The sequence below is a fragment of the Mycobacterium sp. ITM-2016-00317 genome, from assembly GCF_002968295.1.
In the GTDB taxonomy this organism is placed as follows: Bacteria; Actinomycetota; Actinomycetes; order Mycobacteriales; family Mycobacteriaceae; genus Mycobacterium.
The window spans coordinates 2644750-2668170 of record NZ_CP134399.1 but is presented as its reverse complement, the minus strand read 5'-3'; the positions used below and the strand labels follow the sequence as shown (position 1 = coordinate 2668170).

The window sequence follows — 23421 nt, the reverse complement described above, 5'->3', positions numbered from 1 at the left end:
CCGCCCGGTCAGCCGGCCGCCCGCCGGCCGCGGTGGTTCGGGCCGCCGCGGCTGCGCATCGTCGCCCCCGATTCGCGCAGCAGGCTGTGGATGGAGCCGTAGGAATGGCCGGTGGCGGCCACCAGCGTTCGGATACTGGCGCCGCGCTCATAGGCGCTGCGCAACTCGGTCATCAGCTGATCTCTCGATTTGCCGTTTTTATTCACGTTCGCGCCTTCCCCGCATGCAGTGCCGCACGGATGTAGCGACCGCATACCCAACGGCGTGACCCTTGACACAGGGGAAACGTGAATTCTCAGGCCAATTCGATCAGATCGCGATACTCCTCGGACCAGAAATCCTCGGTGCCGTCGGGCAGCAACAGCACCCGCTGCGGATTGAGCGCCTCGGCGGCCCCGGGATCGTGGGTCACCAACACCACCGAGCCCTGATAGCTGCGCAGTGCGTCGAGTACCTGTTCCCGCGATGCGGGGTCGAGGTTGTTCGTCGGCTCGTCGAGCAGCAGCACGTTCGCCGTGGACGCGACGAGCCCGGCGAGCGCGAGCCGGGTCTTCTCGCCGCCGGACAGTGTGCCCGCGGGCTGTTCGAGCTGCGGACCGGTGAACATGAACGCCCCCAGGAGGCCGCGGAGATCCTGCTCTCCGGTGTCGGGAGCGGCGGACCGGATGTTCTCCCAGACGGTTCGCATGTTGTCGAGAGTGTCGTGCTCCTGGGCGAAGTAGCCGATCTTGAGTCCGTGTCCGGGTTCGAGTCCACCGGCGTCAGGGGTCTCCACCCCGGCCAGCAGGCGCAGCAGCGTGGTCTTGCCCGCGCCGTTGAGCCCGAGCACGACGACGCGGGAACCGCGGTCGATGGCCAGGTCCAGCCCGCTGAAGATCTCCAGCGAGCCGTACGTCTTGGTCAGACCCTTGGCGACCAGCGGGGTCTTGCCGCACGGTGCGGGCGTCGGGAACTTGATGCGGGCCACCTTGTCGGCCACCCGCTCCGCGTCGAGCTCGGCGATCATCCGCTCGGCACGGCGCAACATGTTCTGCGCGGCAACAGCTTTGGTGGCCTTCGCGCCCATCTTGGCGGCCTGCGCCCGGAGCGCGCCTGCCTTCTTCTCCGCGTTCGCGCGCTCGCGGCGGCGCCGCTGCTCGTCGGTGGCGCGGGCGTCGAGGTACTTCTGCCAGCCCATGTTGTAGACGTCGGCTTCGCCGCGGACCGCGTCGAGGAACCACACCCGGTTCACCACGTCGGCCAGCAGGTCGACGTCGTGACTGATCACGACGAGCCCGCCGCTGTGGTTCTGCAGGAAGGTGCGCAGCCAGCCGATCGAGTCGGCGTCGAGGTGGTTGGTGGGCTCGTCGAGCAGGAGCGTGGTGTCTGATCCCGAGCCGGTGTCCGACGCCGCGAACAGGATCCGGGCCAGCTCGACCCGACGGCGCTGACCACCGGACAGCGTGCGCAACGGCTGGGTGAGCACCCGGTCGGGCAGGCCGAGGCTCGCGCAGATCCGGCCTGCCTCGCTCTCGGCGGCGTATCCGCCGAGCGCGGCGAACCGCTCCTCCAGCTGGCCGTAGCGGCGGACGGCCTTGTCGCGTGCGGCGTCGTCGGCGACCTCGGCCATCAACGCCTGCTGTTTCTCCAGATCCGACAGCAGGGTGTCCAGGCCGCGCGCCGAGAGCACCCGGTCGCGGGCCAGCATGTCGAGGTCGCCCTCTTTGGGGTCCTGCGGCAGGTAGCCGACCTCTCCGGTGCGGGTCACCGTCCCGGCGTACGGCTCACCCTCCCCCGCGAGGATGCGCATCGTCGTCGTCTTGCCCGCGCCGTTGCGGCCGACCAGGCCGATGCGGTCGCCGGGCTGCACCCGCAGCGCCGACCCTTCGATCGAGAGAAGCGTGCGCGCTCCTGCGCGGACCTCGAGGTCCGTGGCGGTGATCACGCTGATGCTCCTGAAACTGATAGGCATGACGGGCTGCACCGCAACCCATGCCGTGGATGACTGGTTAAAGGCTAATGGCTCCGGCTGGCCTGAGGCCAATCGTTAACCACAGGCCCCTGCTACCGGTCGTCGGTGAAGTGCGGCGGACGCTTGTCCTTGCGGGCCGCCACCGCCTCCTCGAAATTGCTCGTCAGCAACCGGATGTAGAGCTGGCCGAGCCCCTCGGCCTGCATGTGGGCCTCCAGCGACCCGGCGTCCAGCCCGCTCCACAGCGTGCGCTTGGTCAGCTCGACGCCCGGCCGCGAGTACCCCGCGATGCGCTCGGCGATGTCGTAGCAGGTGGACAGGAGTTCGGCGGACGGGACCTGCCTGGACACCAGACCGATGCGCTCGGCCTCGTCGGCGTCGACGTCGCGGCCGGTGAGCATGATCTCGAACGCCCGCGAGGAGCCGATGGCGCGCGGCAGCAGGTAGCTCAGCCCCAGCTCGCTGGCCGTCAGCCCGTTGTTGATGCCCGCGGCCCGGAAGTACGCATCGGCTGCGGCCACCCGGATGTCGGCGGCCAGCGCCAGACACAGGCCGCCGCCGATCGCGGCGCCGTTGACCGCTGCGATGACCGGCTGATGCAGCTTGCGCAGCGCCAGGATGACGTCATCGAGCACCTCCATCGACCGGAGGCCGAACGACGGCCGGGTCAGCCCTTCCACGTGCGGCACCGATCCCGCCGACTTGTGGTCCGCCCCGGAGGAGAACCCGGCGCCCGCTCCGGTCAGCACCACGACGCGAACGTCGTTGTCGTGGTTGATCTGGTCCAGTGCGCTCTTGAGCGGAACCATCACGTCGAACGCCATCGAGTTCATTCGCTCGGGACGGTTCAGCGTCACCAGGGCGACGCCGGGTCGCGGATGTTCCACCAGCACGAAGCCGTCACCATCGGTCACGGCAAGCACACTAACGCGGGTGCTCAGTCCTGAGCGTTGTCCTGCGAGGCGACGGCGGCGTCGATGTCGAATTCTTTGATCTTCTGGACCAGGTCCTCCAGCGCGGCCGGCGGCAGCGCGCCTGCCTGGTTGAACACCAGCTTGCCCTTCTTGAACGCCATCAGCGTCGGGATGGAGCGGATGTCGGCCGCCGCGGCGAGCTGCTGCTCGGCCTCGGTGTCGACCTTCGCGTAGACGACGTCGGGATGCTTCTCCGACGATGCCGCGAACGTCGGGGCGAACGCCTTGCACGGTCCGCACCACGAGGCCCAGAAATCCACCAGGACGATCTCGTTGTCGGTGATGGTGTCGTTGAACTCTTCTGCGGTGATGTCTTGAGTAGCCACGGTTACCTCAACGTTCCTGTCGAATGGTGTGTTCCTGCCACGTCGGTGCCGCTGGTGACGCAGTGCCTCTACAAAGCGTAGGCCTTCACCCAGTCCACCTTCATCTGCGCGTGGAACGGGGCGGTGGGGCTCGGGTCCCCGGTCCACGGGTTGCCCACGGCGACGTTGAGGATGAGGTAGTGGTCCCAGACACCCGAGAACGGGGTCCAGTCCCCGCCGAGCGCCTCGTACTGCACCTTGGTGATCCGGCCCACCTCGACGCCGTCGACATGCCAGACGATGCGGTCGGCGTGCCAGTCCATCCCGTAGTCGTGGAAGCCCTGCGACAGATCCACCCCGAGGTCGGCGTCCACGCCGTGCAGCTTGACGTCGATGCCGTTGTTGCCCGCGGCCGGGCCGTGGATGTTGCCGGTCCAGGTGCTGCGTGAATCCGGGGTGCCCATGCCGGGGATCTCGACGATGTCGATCTCGCCCTGGCGCGGCCAGTCGTATTCGTGGCCGGGTTCGAGTCCGACCGACCAGAACGCCGGCAGCACCCCTTTGGTGACGGGCATCTGGATGCGCGCCACCACGCGGGTTCCCACCCCGATGGACTGCTTGCCCATCGTCACCACGCGCGCCGAGGTGTAGTTGTGCGGTGCGCCGAGCCGGTCCGGGGTGGCCTCTCTGCGCGCCTCGATGACGAGGTTCCCGTCCGCGTCGATGTAGACGTTGTCGCCGTCGGTGTAGTACTGGTTCTCCCCTGCCGACTGTCCCCACCGCCCCGTCTGCAGCCCCCAGTACCGCAGAGCCTCGTCCATGCTGGAGAAGTTGGTCTCCCACAAGGGCTTCGGGTGCGACGGCGGGTTCGGCTGCGGGATCACCACGTTGCGGTAGATCAGCGACCGCCGGACCAGCCAGCGGGCCTGCGCGGTCTTCGACACCGGGATGGCGAGCCAGTCGGTGCCCATCTTCTTGCTGCGGATGCCGATGGAGTACAGCAAGTCGACGATCATCGAGCCCCACGTCACCTCGGTGCTCGTCGCCGCGGCGACCAGTACCGGATCCACCTCGACGGCGGCGGTGGTGCGCAGCGTGACGGCTTCGACGACGGGTTCGGCGGACTCCGCCGGCATGGGCGTCACCCGGCCAACAGCGCGGTCCCGGCGGGCCTCGTCGGTCGCGTCTGCTCTCGGCGCCTCGTCCGGTGTCGCAGCCCCGGTTCCGGTGCCGTCGTGCAGATCCTGGTCGGCAGGGTCGGCGGGTGCCTCGTCGACCGGGTCCTCGTCGAGCTGCTCCGCCGCGTCGTCGTCTGCGCCGCCGTCGGTGTCCTCGTCTGCGGCAGCGTCTTCCGCCTCGTCCTCAACGTCGTCCTCAACGTCGTCCTCAACGTCGTCCTCGACGTCGGCGGCGCCGTCCGTGCTGTCCTCGCTGGTGTCGCCGGGAGCCGTGTCGTCGGTCGCGGCACCGCTACTCCCGGGGCCCTCGGCCGCCGCCGTCGCCGACGTGCTCGGCGCGGTGTCGGTGTCCGCACCGGCCGACGCCGTCGCAGCACCGGTGATCATCGCCGCGCCGAGGCCGGCCGCCATCACCCCGCCGGCCAGCCAGTGTTTGCGGACGCGTGTCCGCGATCCGGTGCGGCGGCCGTTGCTCATTGCGACATCCGTTCTCGTGGCGCGATGGTGGAGCAGCGATCCGCGCAGGCAGGAGAGCTAATGCAATTGCTTAGCGGAGATCTCCCAAGGAACAGCCTTAGCAGGCTCCTCCCAGCTATCGCGGTGTGCGGAGCAAACGTTAGCGAACCATCAACGGGCGCGCGTGTTTTCGACCGAAATCACGTGCGGGCAGAAGTCACGCAGAGATCCGGGAAGGTGGCTGCGGCGCACGCTGATGAATTTGCCAGCGCATGCGTCAGCCGGGGTCGGGCGGGCAACATGCCGCCCGCGGAATGGCGTTTCCCGACGCGCACGAACGCGCCGGGCTGCCACGTCGAATTTGCCTACTCCGAGCGGGCAAGCCCGGGCAGGCGTACGGAGAGTGAGACGGTCAGACGGTGAAGCCGAGCGCCCGCAGTTGTTCGCGGCCGTCCTCGGTGATCTTGTCCGGCCCCCACGGCGGATTCCACACCCAGTTGATCTTGATCTCGTCGACCAGACCGGCGCCGACCAGCGCCGTGCGGGACTGGTCTTCGATCACGTCGGTCAGCGGGCAGGCGGCCGAGGTCAGCGTCATGTCGATCAGCGCGACCGGGCCCGCCTCGCTCTTCTCCAGGTTGATGCCGTAGACCAGGCCGAGGTCGACGACGTTGATGCCCAGCTCCGGGTCGACGACGTCACGCATCGCCTCCTCCAGCTCGGCGAGCAGCTCGCCGTTGGGCTCCACCGATTCGGGGCTCGCTCCGCCCGCGGGTGCCGTGTCAGTCATGTGAAATCTCCTCGGAATTCTCGGGCCCGTAGGCCTGCGCCACTGCCGCTTTGAAAGCCGTCCAGCCCAGCAGCGCGCACTTCACGCGCGCCGGGTACTTCGCGACGCCGGCGAAGGCGATGCCGTCACCGATCACGTCCTCGTCGCCGTCCACCTTGCCGCGCGACGACACCATCTCGGAGAACGCCGCCACCGTCTTGAGCGCATCCCCGACCGTCTGCCCGATCACCTGGTCGGTGAGCACCGACGTCGACGCCTGGCTGATCGAACATCCCTGACCGTCGTACGAGACGTCGGTGACGGTCTCGCCGTCCTCGGACAGCGCCACCCGCAGCGTCACCTCGTCCCCACAGGTGGGGTTCACGTGCTGCACCTCGGCGGCGAACGGCTCCCGCAGACCGCGGTGGTGCGGATGCTTGTAGTGATCCAGGATCACTTCCTGGTAGATCTGCTCCAGACGCACCGTCAGTTCCTGCCCGCCGGGTCGAAGAACTCGACGGCCCTGCGCACGCCGGCCACCAGCCGGTCCACCTCCTCGACGGTGTTGTACACCGCGAAGGATGCGCGCGCGGTCGCGGCGATGCCGAACCGGCGGTGCAGGGGCCACGCGCAGTGGTGACCGACGCGCACCGCGACGCCGTCGTCGTCGAGCACCTGCCCGACGTCGTGTGCGTGCACACCGTCGACCACGAACGACACCGGCGACCCGCGCCCGTCCATCGTGGCCGGTCCGATGATGCGGACACCGTCGATCCCGCCGAGCCCGGCCAGCGCCGCGGCCACCAGTTCCCGCTCGTGTTCTTCCACGGCGGGCATGCCCAGCGCATCCAGATACCGTGCGGCCGCGGCGAGCCCGACCACCTGTGAGGTCATCGGGGTGCCCGCCTCGAACCGCTGCGGTGCGGGGGCATAGGTGGTGGTTTCCATCGTGACCGTCTCGATCATCGAACCGCCGGTCAAGAACGGCGGCATCGCGTCGAGCAGTTCACGCCGGCCGTAGAGCACGCCGATACCGGTGGGTCCCAGCATCTTGTGCCCGGAGAACGCCGCAAAGTCGACGTCCAGCGCGTGGAAGTCGACCGGCTGGTGCGGTACCGACTGGCAGGCGTCGAGCATTACGAGCGCACCGACCGCCCTGGCCCGCGCGACCAGCTCCGCCACCGGGGCGACCGCGCCGGTCACATTCGAATGGTGGCTGAACGCGATGACTTTGACGTTGGCGTCGAGTTCCAGCGAGTCGAGGTCGATGCGCCCGTCGTCGGTGACGCCGAACCACTTCAACGTCGCCCCGGTGCGCTGCGCCAGCTCCTGCCACGGCACCAGGTTGGCGTGGTGCTCCAACTCGGTGGTGACGATGACGTCGCCCGGCCCGACCGCGTGCTCGAACCGCTTGTCTCCCAGCGCGTACGCCACCAGGTTGATCGCCTCGGTGGCGTTCTTGGTGAACACCAGCTCGTCGGAGTCGGCGCCCACGAACGCGGCGATGTCCTCGCGGCCCTGCTCGTACGCGTCGGTGGACTCCTCCATCAACTGGTGCGCGCCGCGATGGACCGCACCGTTGGAGGTGAGCAGGAAGTCACGCTCGGCGTCGAGCACGGCAAGCGGCTTCTGCGACGTCGCCCCGGAGTCGAGGTACGCCAACCGGTTCCCGCCCCGCATCACCCGGCTCAGGATCGGGAAGTCCGCCCTGACCCTGGCCACCTCGGCGGCGTCGAGCGCCTGTGCCGACGTCGTCACGTCAGGCCCCTGCAGCGGCAGCCTGGGTGAAGCGCTCGTAGCCGTTCTCTTCGAGCTGATCGGCGAGCTCGGGCCCACCCGACTCGATGATCCGGCCCTGGTAGAACACGTGCACGAACTGCGGCTGGATGTAGCGCAGGATGCGGGTGTAGTGCGTGATCAGCAGGACACCGGCGTTCTCGGCGTCCTTGAACCGGTTCACGCCTTCGCTGACGACACGCAGCGCGTCGACGTCCAGACCGGAGTCGGTCTCGTCGAGGATCGCGATCTTGGGCTTGAGCAGACCCAGCTGCAGGATCTCGTGGCGCTTCTTCTCGCCGCCGGAGAAGCCCTCGTTGACGCTGCGCTCGCCGAACGCCGGGTCGATGTCGAGATCGCCCATCGCGGACTTGACCTCTTTGACCCAGTGGCGCAGCTTCGGCGCCTCGCCGCGCACCGCGGTCGCCGCGGTCCGCAGGAAGTTCGACATCGACACGCCCGGCACCTCGACCGGGTACTGCATGGCCAGGAAGAGCCCGGCGCGCGCTCGCTCGTCGATGCTCATCTCCAGCACGTCCGCACCGTCGAGGGTGATCGATCCGGAGGTGACGGTGTACTTGGGGTGGCCGGCGATCGCGTAGGACAGCGTCGACTTGCCCGACCCGTTCGGGCCCATCACGGCGTGCGTCTCACCCGAGTTGACGGTCAGGTTCACGCCTTTGAGGATCGGCACCTCGTCGCCCTCGGGGGTGAAGACCGAGGCGTGCAGGTCCTTGATTTCCAGTGTGGTCATGGCTAGGAGGTTCTCGATTCCGTGATTGCTAGTTCTCGTTCGATGGCTTCGGTCAGGCGCTCACGCACGGCGGGGACGGCGATCTTCGCGATGATCTCGTTGAAGAAGCCGCGCACCACCAGGCGACGCGCCTGGGCCTCGGGGATGCCCCGGGCCCGTAGGTAGAACAGTTGCTCGTCGTCGAAACGTCCGGTGGCACTGGCGTGCCCGGCTCCGACGATCTCGCCGGTCTCGATCTCGAGGTTGGGCACCGAGTCCGCGCGGGCGCCGTCGGTGAGCACCAGGTTGCGGTTCACCTCGAAGGTGTCGGTGCCGGTGGCCTCGGCGCGGATCAGCACGTCACCGATCCACACCGTGTGCGCGTCGGGCTTCTTCGAGTCCGGATCACCTTGCAGCGCACCCTTGTACAGCACGTCGGACTTGCAGTTGGGCTGCGAATGGTCGACCAGCAGGCGCGATTCGAAGTGCTGTCCGTCGTCGGCGAAGTAGGTGCCGAGCATCTTGGCGTCTCCGCCGGGCCCGTCGTAGCGCACGGTGGCGGTGGTGCGCACCACGTCGCCGCCCAGGGTCACGTTGACGTGCCCGAGCACGGCGTCCTTGCCCAGCCGGGCGTGGTGGGCGCTGACGTGGACGGTGTCGTCGGCCCAGTCGGCGATCCAGATGACACCGAGGCCGGCCGAGTCGCCGACGATGATCTCGACGTTGTCGGCGTAGACACCGCTGCCGCGGAGGTCGACGACCACGATGGCCCGGGACAGTTCCTCGACCCGGATCTGCAGGTGGCCGTAGGCGACCGCGTCCTCGCCGGGTCCGGTGACGACGATCTCGATCGGCTCGACCACCTCGGTGTCGCGCGCGACGGTCACGATGGTCGCCGACTCGAACGCCGAGAACGCCTGCGCGGCAACCCGATCGGACGGCACACCGGCCTGCCCGAGACGCGCGTCGCCGCGGGCCACGGTCTCGACCGTGACGCCCGGACGTTCGGTGACGGTGATGTCCGCCTTGCCGGTCGCGACGGCCGAGCCGTCGTGCAGCCCGCGCAGCCGCTTGAGCGGGGTGAACCGCCACAGCTCGTCTCGGCCGCCGGGGACCTCGAACGCGTTGACGTCGAACGAGGAGAACAGCTCACCCTTGTTCAGGTTCAGTAACGAGCCTGTCTTCTTGGCACCCTCGACCGCGGTGGTCAGATCGTTGCTCACTAACCCACGGCCCCTTCCATCTGCAGCTCGATCAGCCGGTTGAGCTCCAGCGCGTACTCCATCGGGAGCTCCTTGGCGATCGGCTCGACGAAGCCGCGCACCACCATGGCCATGGCCTCGTCCTCGGTCAGGCCGCGGCTCATCAGATAGAACATCTGATCCTCGCTGACCTTGGACACCGTGGCCTCGTGACCCATCGTGACGTCGTCCTCGCGGATGTCGACATACGGGTAGGTGTCGGAGCGGCTGATGGAGTCCACCAGCAGCGCATCGCATTTCACGCTCGAGCGGGAGCCGTGCGCACCCTTGTTGACCTGGACCAGGCCACGGTAGGACGCGCGGCCGCCGCCGCGGGCCACCGACTTGGACACGATGTTGCTCGAGGTGTTGGGCGCCAGGTGCAGCATCTTGGCACCGGTGTCCTGATGCTGGCCCTCGCCGGCGAACGCCACCGAGAGCACCTCGCCCTTGGCGTGCTCACCGGTCATCCACACGGCCGGGTACTTCATCGTGACCTTGGAGCCGATGTTGCCGTCGACCCACTCCATGGTGGCGCCGGCCTCGGCCCGCGCCCGCTTGGTCACCAGGTTGAAGACGTTGTTCGACCAGTTCTGGATGGTCGTGTAGCGGCAGCGGCCACCGGGCTTGACGATGATCTCCACGACGGCGCTGTGCAGCGAGTCGCTCTTGTAGATCGGCGCGGTACAACCCTCGACGTAATGCACGTAGGCGTCCTCGTCGACGATGATCAGCGTCCGCTCGAACTGGCCCATGTTCTCGGTGTTGATCCGGAAGTAGGCCTGCAGCGGGATGTCCACGTGCACGCCCTTGGGGACGTAGATGAACGAGCCACCCGACCACACCGCGGTGTTGAGCGCGGAGAACTTGTTGTCCCCGGCCGGGATCACGGTGCCGAAGTACTGCTTGAACAGTTCCGGATGCTCTTTGAGCGCGGTGTCGGTGTCGAGGAAGATGACGCCCTGCGCCTCAAGGTCTTCGCGGATCGAGTGGTAGACGACCTCGGACTCGTACTGGGCGGCGACACCGGAGACCAGGCGCTGCTTCTCGGCTTCCGGGATACCCAGCTTGTCGTAGGTGTTCTTGATGTCGGCGGGCAGGTCGTCCCAGGTGGCGGCCTGCTTCTCGCTGGAGCGCACGAAGTACTTGATGTTGTCGAAGTCGATGCCGTCGAGGTCGGAGCCCCAGTTCGGCATCGGCTTCTTGTCGAAGGTGCGCAGCGCCTTGAGGCGGACGTCGAGCATCCACTCGGGCTCGCTCTTCTTCGCCGAGATGTCGCGGACCACCGCTTCGGACAGCCCGCGCTGCGCGCTGGCGCCCGCGACGTCGGAGTCGGCCCAGCCGTAGCCGTACTTGCCCAGCGAGGCGATGGCCTCTTCCTGGGTCAGCGTCTCCGGCTTGACCTCCGGTGTGAGTGTCATTGCGACACACTCCTTTTGCTCTGTGGTGGCTTCGGCGCGGGCTGTGTGCCGAAGATTCGTGTTGTCCAGATTCGTGTTGTCCGTAGCTCAGCGCTCGGCCGGTACCAGCGGCACGTGGGTGGTACAGGCACAGTCGCCGTTGACGATGGTCGCGAGCCGTTGCACGTGTGTGCCCAGCACCTCGGACATCGCCTGCTGTTCGGCCTCACACAACTCGGGGAACTGCTCGGCGACGTGCGAGACCGGGCAATGATGCTGACAGATCTGCACGCCGCGCAGCGGACCGCCCACCCTGGCGGTGGTGGTCGCATACCCGGCGCTGCTGAACGCCTCGGCGATCCCGTCGGCCGCGGCCTCGATGTCACCGTCGGAGGCCGCCTCGCCGACCGGGTCCACCCCGGCCAGGATCGTGTCGATGCGGCGACGCGCGAACGTGCGCACCGCGTCGTCCCCGCCGATCTCCCGGAGCTGGCGCATGGCCGCCGAGGCGAGATCGTCGTAGGTGTGCTCCAGTTTGGCCCGGCCGGCTGCGGTGAGCTGGTAACGCTTGGCCGGTCTGCCCCGGCCCGCGTGCTGCCAGGCGGCCGCGGCGTTGGCCTGTGCCTCACCGGCGTCGATCAGCGCGTCAAGATGTCTGCGCACACCCGCCGCCGACAATCCCAACTGCTCTCCGATCCGGCTCGCGGTGATCGGGCCCGACTCGAGCAGCAGCTGGATGATCGCTCCCCTGGTGTGACCGTCGGCAGCATGCGGGGACGCCGAGACAGGCGCCTCCGAACTCTGCGGACGGATTTTCACAACACCAGTGTGACCCAATTCCCTGACCTGGTCCACCAAGGGCACCCTTAGCCGGACCGTCGCGTTTCTCACAGCCGTCGCCCCGGCCGCCGGGGAATATTCGCCCGCTACGCTGCCATCGTGGCAGCCCGCCGACACTCTCTCAGCTCGTCGATCGCGCGATTGCACGGCGACGAACGGACCGTCGGCACCCCACTGAACGCCGCCGAGTTCGTCGCGATGCGGCGCACCCGACTCTTCGGCGCCACCGGCACCGTGCTGATGGCCATCGGCGCGCTCGGTGCGGGAGCGCGGCCGGTGGTGCAGGACCCCACGTTCGGCGTCCGGCTGCTCAACCTGCCGTCACGGATCCAGACGGTGTCGTTGACCATGACCACCACCGGCGCGGTGATGATGACGCTGGCCTGGCTGATGCTCGGCCGTTTCGCGCTCGGTCCGCGCAAGATGACGCGCAGCCAACTCGACCGCACGCTGATGCTGTGGGCGTTGCCGCTGCTGCTCGCGCCGCCGATGTACAGCAAGGACGTCTACTCCTACCTGGCGCAGAGCGAGATCTCCCTGCAGGGCAACGACCCCTACGAGGTCGGCCCTGCCACGGGGCTGGGTCTGGACCACGTGTTCACGCTGTCGGTGCCGAGTATGTGGCGGGAGACCCCCGCCCCCTACGGACCCCTGTTCCTGTGGATCGGGCGCGGCATCTCGTGGCTGACCGGGGAGAACATCGTCGAGGCCGTGCTCTTCCACCGCCTCGTCGTACTGCTGGGCGTCGGCATGATCGTCTGGGCCACGCCGCGCCTGGCCCGCCGCTGCGGTGTCGCCGAGGTCAGCGCGCTGTGGCTGGGCCCGGCCAACCCGCTGCTGTTCATGCACCTGGTGGCCGGCATCCACAACGAGGCGCTGATGCTGGGGCTGATGCTGGCCGGCACCGAGTTGGCGCTGCGCGGAGTCGACGCCGCGACGCCACTGATGCCCCGGCCACTGACCTGGCCGCACGGCCGCGAGGAGTGGCTCCGCTGGTATCCGCTGGCGATGCTGATCGCCGGCGCGGTGCTGATCACGCTGTCCTCGCAGGTGAAGCTGCCCTCGCTGCTCGCGCTCGGTTTCGTGGCGATGGCGCTGGCCAACCGCTGGGGCGGGACGGTCAAGGCCTTCCTGGTGGCGAGTACCTCGCTGGGAGTGGTGTCGCTGGCGGTGATGGCGCTGATCGGCTGGGCCAGCGGGCTGGGCTTCGGCTGGTTGTTCACCCTCGGCACCGCCAACGTGGTGCGCAGCTGGATGTCGCCGCCGACGCTGCTGGCGCTGGGCACGGGCCAGGTCGGGATTCTGCTCGGGCTCGGCGACCACACCACCGCGGTGCTGTCACTGACCCGTGCGATGGGTGTGACGTTGATCGCGGTGATCGTGCTGTGGCTGCTGTTCGCCGTGTTGCGCGGCCGGCTGCACCCGGTCGGCGGCCTGGGCGTCGCGCTCGGCGCCACCCTGCTCCTCTTCCCCGTCGTACAGCCCTGGTACGTGCTGTGGGCCATCATCCCGCTGGCTACCTGGGCCACCCGGCCCCGCTTCCGAGCCGCGGCCATCGCCGTCACGCTGGTGGTCGGCATCTTCGGCCCGACCGCCAACGGCGACCGGTTCACGCTGTTCCAGATCGCGATGGCGACCGTGGCCAGCACGGTGATCCTGCTCGTCCTGATGGCGTTGACCTACCGCCGGTTGCCGTGGCGGGTCCGGGCCGAGGAACCTGCAGAGGAGCCGTCCGCGCCACCGCCGCCACCGAGCCCCAAGCCCGACGCCTACGCTGAGTCCCCGTGACCTCCCCGCCGTCCGGTGCCCTCGGCTCCTCCCGCGAGCGCTCGTCGGCCCCCGTCCAGTTACGCGGGGTCAGCAAGAAGTACGGGGCGACGACCGCCGTGGCCTCCCTCGACCTCGACGTGCAGACCGCCGAGGTCTTCGCGCTGCTGGGGCCGAACGGCGCGGGCAAGACCACGACCGTGGAGATGTGCGAGGGCTTCCTGAAGCCTGATTCCGGTTCGATCAGGATCCTGGGCCTCGACCCGGTCGCCGACAACGCCCAGGTGCGCGCGCGCACCGGGGTGATGCTGCAGGGCGGCGGCGCCTATCCGGCGGCGCGGGCCGGCGAGATGCTCGATCTGGTCGCCTCCTACGCCGCTGACCCGCTGGACCCGAAGTGGTTGCTGGACACCCTGGGGCTGACCGATTCGGCGCGTACCACCTACCGGCGGCTGTCCGGCGGGCAGCAGCAGCGGCTCGCGCTCGCCTGCGCGGTGGTGGGCCGCCCCGAACTGGTGTTTCTCGACGAACCGACCGCCGGCATGGACGCGCACGCGCGGATCGTGGTGTGGGAGCTGATCGACGCGCTGCGCCGCGACGGGGTGACGGTCGTGCTGACCACCCACCAGCTCACCGAGGCCGAGGAACTGGCCGACCGGATCCTGATCATCGACCACGGCGCGGCGGTCGCCACCGGAACCCCGGCCGAGCTGATGCGCAGCGGCGCCGAGAACCAGTTGCGCTTCCGGGCTCCGCGGATGCTCGACCTGTCGCTGCTGGTCGCCGCGCTGCCCGAGGACTACCGGGCGGCCGAGACCACGCCGGGTGAGTACCTGGTCGAGGGCCATATCGACCCGCAGGTGCTGGCCACCGTCACCGCGTGGTGCGCGCGGCTGGACGTGCTGGCCACCGACATGCGGGTCGAGCAGCGCAGCCTGGAAGACGTCTTCCTCGAACTCACCGGGCGGGAGCTACGGAAATGACCAGCGCCAACCGGTTCGCCCCGGGGACCTTCACCCCCGACCCGCGCCCGGCCCCGATCCCGAAGATGCTGCGCGCCCAGTCCAGCCTGGAGCTGCGGCTGCTGCTGCGCAACGGCGAGCAGCTGCTGCTGACCATGTTCATCCCGATCACGCTGCTGGTCGGGCTGACCCTGCTGCCGCTGGGATCGTTCGGGCCCGACCGCGCCGGGACGTTCGTGCCGGCCATCATGGCGCTCGCGGTGATCTCCACGGCGTTCACCGGCCAGGCGATCGCGGTCGCGTTCGACCGCCGCTACGGGGCGCTGAAGCGGCTCGGCGCGACCGCGCTGCCGGTGTGGGGCATCATCGCCGGCAAGTCGCTGGCGGTGATCACCGTGGTCATCCTGCAGTCGGTCCTTTTCGGCGCCATCGGGTTCGCGCTCGGCTGGCGACCTCCGGTGGCGGGCCTGGCGCTCGGCGCGGCGATCATCGCGCTGGGCACGGTGGTCTTCGCTGCGCTGGGTCTGCTGCTCGGCGGCACGCTGCGCGCCGAGATCGTGCTCGCGGTGGCGAACCTGCTCTGGTTCGTCTTCGCCGCGCTGGGCGCGCTCACGCTGGAAGGCGGCATGGTGCCCTCAGCCCTGCAATGGGTGGCACGCTTGACGCCTTCGGGCGCACTGACCGAGGCGCTGTCCCAGGCGATGACGCTGTCGGTGGACTGGCTGGGCCTTGCCGTGCTGGCGGTCTGGGGCCTGGTCGCGGCGCTGTGCGCGCTGCGCTGGTTCCGCTTCACCTGAGCAGTTCAGCGGCGATCATGATCCCGGTCACCCGCCCCTACTACGAGCCGTAGTTATCGACGCTCTACCATCGGAACGTGCCCGTCGGACGTACCTTCCTGCGGCTCGTCGATCTGCTGCCGGAGCCGAGCCTTCGGGTACAGCGCCTCATCGCCGTGGCCGTGATCCTGACCCAGGGCGGCATCGCCGTCACCGGTGCCATCGTGCGCGTGACGGCCTCCGGCCTGGGCTGCCCGACGTGGCCTCAGTGCTTCCCCGGGAGCTTCACCCCGGTCCCGCACGCCGAGGTCGCGGGGATCCACCAGGCCGTCGAGTTCGGCAACCGGCTCCTGACGTTCCTGGTGGTGCTCACCGCGGCCGCCGCCGTGCTGGCGGTGACCCGCGCGCGGCGCCGGCGCGAGGTGCTCATCTACGCCTGGCTGATGCCCGCCTCGACGGTCGCGCAGGCGGTCATCGGCGGCATCACCGTGCTCACGGGTCTGCTGTGGTGGACCGTCGCGATCCACCTGCTGGTCTCGATGGCCATGGTGTGGCTGGCCGTACTTCTGTTCGTCAAGATCGGCGAGCCCGACGACGGTGTGGTCGTGGCGCGGGTGCCGAAGCCGTTGCGGCAGTTGACCGTGCTGTCGGCGGTGACGCTGGCCGCGGTGCTGGTCACCGGAACCATGGTGACCGGCGCGGGCCCGCACGCCGGGGACAAGAGCCCGGACCGGCCGGTGCCCCGGTTGGAGGTCGAGATCACCACGCTGGTGCATATGCACTCGTCACTGCTGGTGGCCTATCTGTCGCTGCTGGTCGGCCTGGGCTTCGGCCTGCTGACCGCGCGCGCGTCCCGCGACGTGATGAAACGGCTCGCGGTGGTGGTCGTGCTGGTCGCCGCGCAGGGACTGCTGGGCACCATCCAGTTCTTCACCGGGGTGCCCGAGGCGTTGGTGGCGCTGCACGTGGCGGGCGCCGCGGCCTGCACGGCCGCGACCGCGGCGCTATGGGCGTCGATGCGCCAGCGGGCCGAGACCGAACCGCTCCAGCGCTGACTCGACGGCCAGCGCGAACCGGCGCTCCTGCCGGCCGCGCTCGGCCCCCACGAGCTGGCGCCAGCCCAGCGACGGTTCGATCAACTCCAACTCCAGCAGCCGCGGATCGTCCGCCTCCCCGATGATGTCGACCCGCGCGTACAGGAGGTCCGAGGCCTGCAGGCCGAACCGGCCTGCCGCCGCGGCCAGCGCGGCGTGGCCGACGTCCCACAGCGCGAAGTCCGGTTCGGCCGGCTGCAGCCGCTCCTCCGCGTAAGTGCCCGACTCGTCGAGCGCCGGTGACTCCCCCGGCGCCGGCAGCATCGGACCTTTGGTGAACGCGTGCGACTGCTCACCGCCGAGAAACACCAGCGCTGTCTCGCCGGCGGCGATGCGCGCGTCGTAGGGCTGCACCAGCGCGGTGCGGCCGCGCGCATGCAGCGAATCGGCGTGCGCGCGGGCCTGCCGCGGGTCGGTGAACCGCTGGGCACCGACCGAACCCGCACCGACCGCGGGCTTGACCACCACCTCACCGGACGGGATGTGTACCTGCTCCCCCGGCGCGAAGAACGCGCCGGGCACCGTCGGCACCCCGGCCGCCGACAGGTCGGCCAGATAGCGCTTGTCGGCGTTCCAGGCCACCACCTGCGGCGGGTTGAGCAGGTGCGGGACCCGCCGCGTCCACGCGAGGAACTCGTCGATCCGCTCGGTGTAGTCCCATGCCGCGCGCAGGATCACCAGGTCGGCGTCAAGGGTGGCGGGATCGTCCCACGACGACCACCGCGCATGCAGTCCGCGGGCCCGCAGCGCGCCGACGAGGCCGTCGTCGTCGCCGTCGCCCTCGGGTAACGCCGGGCAGCCGGCGAGCACGATGCGCGGGTGGAATACGTCGGGGCGTTCCAATTTCATGGCAGCACAGATCCTAGCGAGGGGCATGATGGTCGCCATGTACGTCATCGAAGTCGCCGAGACCGGCGGACCCGAGGTCCTGTCCTTCGTCGAGAAGCCCCAGCCCGTCCCGGGTCCCGATCAGGTGCTGATCAGAGCCGAGGCGATCGGCGTGAACTTCATCGACACCTACTTCCGGTCCGGCCTGTACCCGCGCGAGGTGCCGTTCGTCGTCGGCAACGAGGTGTGCGGCATCATCGAGGCCGTCGGCGACGAGGTGGCGGCCCTGAACGTCGGCGATCGGGTGGTGACCGACAAGGCTCTGGGCGCCTACGCCGAATATGCCGTGGCACCTGCGGATTTCGTGGCCTATGTGCCCGAAGGCGTGACGCCGGAGGTGGCCGCCTCCGCGATGTTGAAGGGTATGACGGCGCACTACCTGATCAAGTCGACGTACCCGGTACAGCAGGGCGATGCGCTGCTGGTGCATGCCGGCGCAGGCGGTGTCGGCCTGCTCCTGACCCAGTGGGCGACGAGCCTGGCCGCGTCGGTGATCACGACCGTGTCCACCCCCGAGAAGGCCGAGTTGTCCCGCCGCGCCGGGGCGGTCGAGGTGCTCGACTACCCCAGCCAGGAAGCCGGGGGCGCCGCGGAGTTCGGCCGGCGCGTCCGCGACCTCACCGACGGCGACGGCGTGGCCGCGGTGTACGACGGGGTCGGCGCATCGACGTTCGACGCCAGCCTCGCCAGCCTCGCGGTCCGCGGCACGCTGGCCCTGTTCGGTGCGTCCAGTGGGCCGGTGCCACCGGTCGACCCGCAGCGGCTCAACGCGGCCGGGTCGGTGTTCCTCACCCGCCCCACCCTGGCGCACTACACCCGCACCCCGGACGAGTTCTCCTGGCGCGCCGGCGAACTGCTCACCGCGATCGCCGACGGCACCCTGGACGTCACCGTCAGCAACCGGTACGCGCTCAGTGAAGCCGAGCAGGCCCACCGCGACCTGCAGGGCCGCAAGACCGTCGGCTCGGTGGTGCTGGTTCCCTAGACGGGCTGAGCGGCCGGGAAGGTCCAGGATCCGTCGAGGACTTCCTGCCGCGGCCGGTACAGCCGAACCAGATAGTTCCAGCCCGGTGTGACGGGCAGGTGATTGGTCGCCTGGTCCGCAGAGCCGCCGAACTGAATGGTCACCGCGCCGTCGGCGTCCCTGACCGCGGTGACGCTGTTGACCGAGTACGCGTCGGCGGGGTTCGGCGTGAAGTAGCCCTCGGCGTTGTAGACCGTCACCGACCAGAACCCGTCGACCGGGACGTCGCCGACGGTGAGCCGGTGCACGGTCTGGCCGTCATTGGCCTCCGGGTTGACGGTCAGATAGAGCGCGTCGCGTTCCGGATTGCCGCCCCACGCCGCGGCGGCCCCGATGAGCCGCCGTACCGGGTCGACCTCGCCGGCCGGGCCGAACATGCCGCGGCTGTCGGGAAGCGTGGCGAACAGCGCGATCAACGCGTCGCGAACCGCTTTCTGGCTCACCGGGTCCCAGTCGGGTACTTCGAAGACCCCGGCCGACTCCTGCTCGACGACGATGCCGTCCTGCAGCGCATGCACGGCGGCCAGGTCTGCCGGATCGTTCGGGTCGACGAGCGTACGCAGAGCTAGCATCACGTACCGCGTGCCGATCCCGGACCGGTCGAAGGTGTGGACGCCCCCCGTGTAGATCACGGTGGGCACATAGTGGTCCTGGGTGATCACCTGCAGTGAGCGGAACCGGGTGCCGGCATCCGGCAGCGTGACCGTCACGGGTCCGGCGTCCAGATCGAAGACGCCCACCGAGTAGAGCGTGTCCCGGTTCTGCCGCACCACCAGCTGGTTGTCCAGCGGCCCGAAGTCCCGGAAGTGGGTGAACTGCCCGAGCACACCGTCGCGCACGACGTTGCCGAAATACAGGTCGCTCTCTGCCCGGATGAAGTTGTCCGGCGAGACGTGCTCGACCACGGTCAGCGTCAGAGGTGCAGCAGCGTCGGCAGCGCCAGCGCCGAGTCGACGGCCAGCGCGCAGAACACCACAGCCAGGTAATTGTTCGACTGCAGGAAAAGCCTCAGCGGCTTGACCGGCTCACCGCGGCGCACACCGGCGTACAGCTGGTGCGCCATCGTCAGGAACCAGGTGCCTGCGACGATGGCCACGGCCGCGTACAGCCAGCCGGTGGCCAGCGCGAGTGCCAGCGTGGCCGCGACGGTCAGCCAGGTATAGATCAGAATCTGCTTGGTGACCTGCTGCTCGGTGGCCACCGCGGGCAGCATCGGCACCCCGGCGGCCTGGTAGTCCTCTTTGTACTTCATCGCCAGCGCCCAGGTGTGCGGCGGCGTCCAGAAGAAGATGATCAGGAACATCACCAGCGCGGGCCACTGGATCGTGCCGGTCACCGCGGACCAGCCGATCATCACCGGCATGCAGCCGGCGGCTCCGCCCCACACCACGTTCTGCGACGTGCGGCGTTTCAGCAGCAGCGTGTAGACCAGCACGTAGAACGCGATGGTGGCGCCGGCCAGGTGCGCCGAGAGCATGTTGGTGGTCCACCACAACCAGAAGAACGACGTGACCGACAGCGCCAGACCGAAGACCAGCGCATGGCTGCGCGGCACGGTCGCCCGGGCCAGCGCCCGGCGCTCGGTGCGCTTCATCTTCTTGTCGATGTCGGCGTCGGCGACGCAGTTCAGCGTGTTGGCGCCCGCCGCGGCCAGCAGACCGCCGACGAGGGTGTTGAAGATCAGCAGCGGGTCGATGGTGCCGCGCTCAGCCAGCAGCATCGCCGGGATCGTGGTGACCAGCAAGAGCTCGATCACGCGCGGCTTGGTCAGCCCGATGTAGCCGAAGAAGCGGTCGCGGAATCGGATCGGCCCCTTGGCGGCATCGCCGACGAGGTGGCCTTCGCGAATCCTCACGCAACCAACTCCTCAAACTGATACTCGGCAACCCCGGGGGCCATCTACTACAGAGGATGGTAGACCGCGAGCGCCGGTGCCCGAAATTGCAGGGTCGTTTCCCGAGGATGCGGGGATGAACTCTGCGGTAGCGGCGTTCCACACTAGGGTGGAAGAAGCGGATCGACACCACCGCCGAACCAAGGAGCACGCGTCGTGACCACGATCGAAGAGATCACCTCTCTCACCCGGCCCAACCACCCGGACGACTGGACGGATCTGGATTCGCGGGCGGTCGACACCGTCCGGGTACTGGCCGCCGAGGCCGTACAGAAGGTCGGCAACGGCCATCCCGGCACCGCGATGAGTCTGGCCCCCCTCGCCTACACGTTGTTCCAGCGCCAGATGCGCCACGACCCGAGCGACGTGCACTGGATCGGCCGTGACCGCTTCATCCTGTCCTGCGGGCACTCCAGCCTGACCCTGTACCTGCAGCTGTACCTGGGCGGCTTCGGTCTGGAGCTCTCCGACATCGAGGCGCTGCGGACGTTCAAGTCCAAGACGCCGGGCCATCCCGAGTTCCGCCACACCCCCGGCGTGGAGATCACCACCGGCCCGCTCGGTCAGGGTCTGGCCTCTGCGGTCGGCATGGCGATGGCGGCCCGCTACGAGCGCGGCCTGTTCGACCCGGACGCGCCCGCCGGTGCGAGCCCGTTCGACCACTACATCTACGTGATCGCCTCTGACGGCGACATCGAAGAGGGCATCACCAGCGAGGCGTCCTCGCTGGCCGGCACCCAGCAGCTGGGCAACCTGATCGTCTTCTACGACAAGAACCACATCTCCATCGAGCACGACACCGACATCGCACTGTCCGAGGACGTCGCGGCCCGGTACCGGGCCTACGGCTGGCACGTCCAGGAGATCGAGGGCGGCGAGAACGTGGTCGGCATTGAAGAAGCGGTGCAGGCCGCCAAGGCCGTCACCGACAAGCCCTCGTTCATCTCGGTCCGGACCATCATCGGCTATCCGGCGCCGACCAAGATGAACACGGGCGGCGTGCACGGTTCGGCGCTCGGCGCCGACGAGGTCGCCGAGGTCAAGAAGATCCTCGGCTTCGACCCGGAGAGGAACTTCGAGGTCGGCGACGACGTGATCGCCCACACCCGCAAGCTCGTCGACCGGGGCCGCGAGGCCCACCAGAAGTGGCAGACCGACTTCGACGCGTGGGCCGAGCGCGAGCCGGACCGCAAGGCGCTGCTGGACCGGCTGCAGGCGCAGGAGCTGCCCGAGGGCTGGGACGCCGACCTGACGTACTGGGAGCCCGGCTCCAAGCCGGTGGCCACCCGCGCGGCGTTCGGACAGGTGCTCAACGACGTGGCACCCAAGCTGCCCGAGCTGTGGGGTGGGTCGGCCGATCTGGCCGGCAGCAACAACACCACGATCAAGGGCGTCAAATCCTTTGGCCCGCCGTCGATCTCCACCGACGATTTCTCCGCGGACTGGTACGGCCGGGTGCTGCACTTCGGCGTGCGCGAGCACGCGATGGGCGCGATCCTGTCCGGCATCGTGCTGCATGGCCCGACCCGGGCGTTCGGCGGGACGTTCCTGCAGTTCTCCGACTACATGCGCCCGGCGGTGCGGTTGGCGTCGCTGATGGACATCGACACCATCTACATCTGGACCCACGACTCCGTCGGTCTGGGTGAGGACGGCCCCACCCACCAGCCGATCGAACACCTGGCGGCGCTGCGCGCGATCCCGAACCTGTCGGTGGTGCGCCCCGGCGACCCCAACGAGACCGCGTACGCGTGGCGCAGCATCGTGGCCCGTGGCAACGGCAGCGGCCCGGTCGGGTTCATCCTGACCCGGCAGGGCGTCCCGGTGCTGGAGGGCACCGACGCCGAGGGTGTGGCCCGCGGCGGCTATGTGCTCGGCGGCGGTAAGCCCGCCGAGGACGCCGACGTGATCCTGATCGCCACCGGTTCGGAACTGCAGGTCGCGGTCGAGGCCAAGAAGCTGCTGGCCGAGAAGGACATCTCGGCGCACGTGGTGTCGATGCCGTGTGTCGAGTGGTTCGAGTCCCAACCCAAGGAGTACCGCGACAGCGTGCTGCCCCCGAACGTGTCGGCCCGGGTGGCGATCGAGGCCGCGGTCGCGCAGAGCTGGTACAAGCTCGTCGGCGACACCGGCGAGATCATCTCCATCGAGCACTACGGCGAGTCCGCAGACGACAAGACGTTGTTCCGCGAGTTCGGTTTCACCCCCGAAGCCGTGGTGGCCGCCGCCGAACGCACCATCGCCAACTGACCAGCGAAGGAATTGACATGACACAGAACCCGAACCTGGCGGCTCTGGCCGCCGCAGGTGTGTCGGTATGGCTCGACGACCTGTCCAGGGACCGGCTGCAGACCGGCAACCTGACCGAGCTCATCGACACCAAGTCGGTGGTCGGTGTGACCACCAACCCGTCGATCTTCCAGGCGGCCCTGTCGAAGGGCAACGCCTACGACGCGCAGGTCAAGGAGCTGGCCGAGCGCGGCGCCGACGTCGAGGCCACGATCCGGACGGTGACCACCGACGACGTGCGCAACGCGTGCGACGTGCTGGCCAAGCAGTACGAGCTCTCCGACGGCGTGGACGGCCGGGTCTCGATCGAGGTCGACCCGCGCCTGGCCCGCGACACCGACAAAACGATCCTGCAGGCCATCGAGCTGTGGAAGATCGTCGACCGGCCGAACCTGCTGATCAAGATCCCCGCGACCGAGGCCGGCGTCCCGGCGATCGCATCGGTTCTCGCCGAGGGCATCTCGGTCAACGTGACGTTGATCTTCTCGGTGGAGCGGTACCGCCTGGTGATGGACGCCTACCTGCAGGGCCTGGAGAAGGCGAAGGAAGCCGGTCACGACCTGAGCAAGATCCATTCCGTCGCATCGTTCTTCGTGTCCCGGGTGGACACCGAGATCGACAGCCGGCTGGAGAAGATCGGTGGGGACGAGGCGCTGGCCCTGCGCGGCAAGGCCGGCGTCGCCAACGCCCGCCTGGCCTACGCGGCCTACGAGGAGGTGTTCCTCGGCGGCGAGCGCTTCGAGGCGCTCAAGGCCGCAGGCGCCCGCGTGCAGCGGCCGCTGTGGGCCTCGACCGGGGTGAAGAACCCCGACTACTCCGACACGCTGTACGTCACCGAACTCGTCGCCCCGAACACGGTGAACACCATGCCGGAGAAGACCATCGACGCGGTCGCCGACCACGGTGTGGTCACCGGTGACACCGTCACCGGGCGGGCCGCCGAGTCCCAGGAGGTGTTCGATCAGCTCGCTGCGGTCGGCATCGACCTGACCGACGTGTTCATCGTCCTCGAAGAGGAGGGCGTCGAGAAGTTCGAGAAGTCGTGGCAAGAGCTCATGGAGGCCACCCAAGGTCAGCTCGACAGCGCCAAGAGCTGACCCCGCC

General features: G+C 68.9%; 22 protein-coding genes. 7 read left to right on the top strand and 15 right to left on the bottom strand.

Annotated features, from left to right (window positions below):
- Positions 1–8: 8 nt before the first annotated feature.
- The 12 genes from C6A87_RS12755 to C6A87_RS12700 form a co-directional block, all read right to left on the bottom strand.
- Positions 9–206, bottom strand: a complete 198-nt coding sequence (locus C6A87_RS12755) for a helix-turn-helix domain-containing protein (protein WP_311117544.1) — start codon at positions 204–206, stop codon at positions 9–11.
- Positions 207–295: 89 nt separating this feature from the next.
- Positions 296–1924: an ABC-F family ATP-binding cassette domain-containing protein gene (locus tag C6A87_RS12750; RefSeq protein ID WP_311117543.1), complete on the bottom strand. Its 1629-nt coding sequence runs from the start codon at positions 1922–1924 to the stop codon at positions 296–298.
- 119 nt (positions 1925–2043) lie between these two features.
- Positions 2044–2892, bottom strand: coding sequence for an enoyl-CoA hydratase (locus C6A87_RS12745; protein ID WP_311117913.1), 849 nt, complete (start codon positions 2890–2892; stop codon positions 2044–2046).
- Positions 2889–3251 carry a thioredoxin gene (gene trxA / locus C6A87_RS12740; protein WP_311117542.1) on the bottom strand — a complete coding sequence of 121 codons (363 nt, stop codon included), beginning with the start codon at positions 3249–3251 and terminating at the stop codon, positions 2889–2891. The genes C6A87_RS12745 and trxA overlap by 4 nt, the downstream gene beginning before the upstream one ends.
- A gap of 68 nt (positions 3252–3319) precedes the next feature.
- A complete protein-coding gene (locus C6A87_RS12735) occupies positions 3320–4885 on the bottom strand; it encodes a glycoside hydrolase family 16 protein (RefSeq protein WP_311117541.1) in 1566 nt (521 codons plus the stop codon).
- A gap of 391 nt (positions 4886–5276) precedes the next feature.
- Positions 5277–5654: a metal-sulfur cluster assembly factor gene (locus C6A87_RS12730; protein ID WP_311117540.1), complete on the bottom strand. Its 378-nt coding sequence runs from the start codon at positions 5652–5654 to the stop codon at positions 5277–5279.
- Positions 5647–6123 (bottom strand): Fe-S cluster assembly sulfur transfer protein SufU, encoded by a 477-nt coding sequence (gene sufU, locus C6A87_RS12725; protein ID WP_311117912.1) that lies wholly within the window; start codon positions 6121–6123, stop codon positions 5647–5649. The genes C6A87_RS12730 and sufU overlap by 8 nt, the downstream gene beginning before the upstream one ends.
- Positions 6120–7355, bottom strand: a complete 1236-nt coding sequence (locus tag C6A87_RS12720) for a cysteine desulfurase (RefSeq protein WP_396837095.1) — start codon at positions 7353–7355, stop codon at positions 6120–6122. Before C6A87_RS12720 ends, sufU begins: the two co-directional genes overlap by 4 nt.
- 37 nt (positions 7356–7392) lie before the next feature.
- Positions 7393–8163, bottom strand: a complete 771-nt coding sequence (gene sufC / locus C6A87_RS12715; RefSeq protein ID WP_311117538.1) for a Fe-S cluster assembly ATPase SufC — start codon at positions 8161–8163, stop codon at positions 7393–7395.
- 2 nt (positions 8164–8165) lie between these two features.
- Positions 8166–9365: a Fe-S cluster assembly protein SufD gene (gene sufD / locus C6A87_RS12710; protein WP_396837051.1), complete on the bottom strand. Its 1200-nt coding sequence runs from the start codon at positions 9363–9365 to the stop codon at positions 8166–8168.
- Entirely contained in the window at positions 9365–10804 is a 1440-nt protein-coding gene (gene sufB / locus C6A87_RS12705) for a Fe-S cluster assembly protein SufB (RefSeq protein WP_311117537.1), read from the bottom strand. Before sufB ends, sufD begins: the two co-directional genes overlap by 1 nt.
- Before the next feature lie 87 nt (positions 10805–10891).
- Positions 10892–11602 (bottom strand): helix-turn-helix transcriptional regulator, encoded by a 711-nt coding sequence (locus tag C6A87_RS12700; RefSeq protein WP_396837050.1) that lies wholly within the window; start codon positions 11600–11602, stop codon positions 10892–10894.
- 120 nt (positions 11603–11722) lie between these two features.
- Here C6A87_RS12700 and mptB point away from each other — a divergent pair, with 120 nt between their 5' ends.
- The 4 genes from mptB (at position 11723) to C6A87_RS12680 (ending at position 16183) form a co-directional block, all read left to right on the top strand.
- Complete coding sequence (mptB, locus tag C6A87_RS12695; RefSeq protein WP_311117535.1) at positions 11723–13411, top strand: polyprenol phosphomannose-dependent alpha 1,6 mannosyltransferase MptB; 1689 nt, start codon at positions 11723–11725, stop codon at positions 13409–13411.
- On the top strand, positions 13408–14373 hold the full coding sequence (locus C6A87_RS12690) for an ABC transporter ATP-binding protein (protein WP_311117534.1): 966 nt from the start codon (positions 13408–13410) through the stop codon (positions 14371–14373). Before mptB ends, C6A87_RS12690 begins: the two co-directional genes overlap by 4 nt.
- Complete coding sequence (locus tag C6A87_RS12685; protein ID WP_311117533.1) at positions 14370–15149, top strand: ABC transporter permease; 780 nt, start codon at positions 14370–14372, stop codon at positions 15147–15149. Before C6A87_RS12690 ends, C6A87_RS12685 begins: the two co-directional genes overlap by 4 nt.
- A 77-nt stretch (positions 15150–15226) precedes the next feature.
- A complete protein-coding gene (locus tag C6A87_RS12680) occupies positions 15227–16183 on the top strand; it encodes a heme A synthase (protein ID WP_311117532.1) in 957 nt (318 codons plus the stop codon).
- Here C6A87_RS12680 and C6A87_RS12675 read toward each other — a convergent pair.
- The gene (locus C6A87_RS12675) at positions 16133–17071 is read right to left on the bottom strand and encodes a hypothetical protein (RefSeq protein WP_311117531.1); all 939 of its coding nucleotides are present in this window, start codon (positions 17069–17071) and stop codon (positions 16133–16135) included. The two genes, C6A87_RS12680 and C6A87_RS12675, sit on opposite strands and share 51 nt — an antisense overlap.
- A gap of 37 nt (positions 17072–17108) precedes the next feature.
- Here C6A87_RS12675 and C6A87_RS12670 point away from each other — a divergent pair, with 37 nt between their 5' ends.
- Positions 17109–18095: a quinone oxidoreductase gene (locus C6A87_RS12670; RefSeq protein WP_311117530.1), complete on the top strand. Its 987-nt coding sequence runs from the start codon at positions 17109–17111 to the stop codon at positions 18093–18095.
- Here the strand turns inward: C6A87_RS12670 and C6A87_RS12665 are convergent.
- Both C6A87_RS12665 and C6A87_RS12660 read right to left on the bottom strand, forming a co-directional pair.
- Positions 18092–19039: a DUF1214 domain-containing protein gene (locus C6A87_RS12665; protein ID WP_311117529.1), complete on the bottom strand. Its 948-nt coding sequence runs from the start codon at positions 19037–19039 to the stop codon at positions 18092–18094. The genes C6A87_RS12670 and C6A87_RS12665 overlap by 4 nt on opposite strands.
- Before the next feature lie 8 nt (positions 19040–19047).
- Positions 19048–19941 carry a heme o synthase gene (locus C6A87_RS12660; RefSeq protein ID WP_311117910.1) on the bottom strand — a complete coding sequence of 298 codons (894 nt, stop codon included), beginning with the start codon at positions 19939–19941 and terminating at the stop codon, positions 19048–19050.
- A gap of 243 nt (positions 19942–20184) precedes the next feature.
- Here C6A87_RS12660 and tkt point away from each other — a divergent pair, with 243 nt between their 5' ends.
- Entirely contained in the window at positions 20185–22278 is a 2094-nt protein-coding gene (tkt, locus tag C6A87_RS12655) for a transketolase (protein WP_311117528.1), read from the top strand.
- Positions 22279–22295: 17 nt separating this feature from the next.
- Entirely contained in the window at positions 22296–23414 is a 1119-nt protein-coding gene (tal, locus tag C6A87_RS12650) for a transaldolase (protein ID WP_311117527.1), read from the top strand.
- Positions 23415–23421: the final 7 nt, after the last annotated feature.

Coding starts and splice junctions, on each gene's coding strand:
- C6A87_RS12735 (WP_311117541.1), bottom strand. CDS start 4,885: ATGAGCAACGGCCGCCGCACCGGATCGCGGACACGCGTCCGCAAACAC.
- C6A87_RS12730 (WP_311117540.1), bottom strand. CDS start 5,654: ATGACTGACACGGCACCCGCGGGCGGAGCGAGCCCCGAATCGGTGGAG.
- sufC (WP_311117538.1), bottom strand. CDS start 8,163: ATGACCACACTGGAAATCAAGGACCTGCACGCCTCGGTCTTCACCCCC.
- sufB (WP_311117537.1), bottom strand. CDS start 10,804: ATGACACTCACACCGGAGGTCAAGCCGGAGACGCTGACCCAGGAAGAG.
- C6A87_RS12685 (WP_311117533.1), top strand. CDS start 14,370: ATGACCAGCGCCAACCGGTTCGCCCCGGGGACCTTCACCCCCGACCCG.
- C6A87_RS12675 (WP_311117531.1), bottom strand. CDS start 17,071: ATGAAATTGGAACGCCCCGACGTATTCCACCCGCGCATCGTGCTCGCC.
- C6A87_RS12670 (WP_311117530.1), top strand. CDS start 17,109: ATGTACGTCATCGAAGTCGCCGAGACCGGCGGACCCGAGGTCCTGTCC.
- tal (WP_311117527.1), top strand. CDS start 22,296: ATGACACAGAACCCGAACCTGGCGGCTCTGGCCGCCGCAGGTGTGTCG.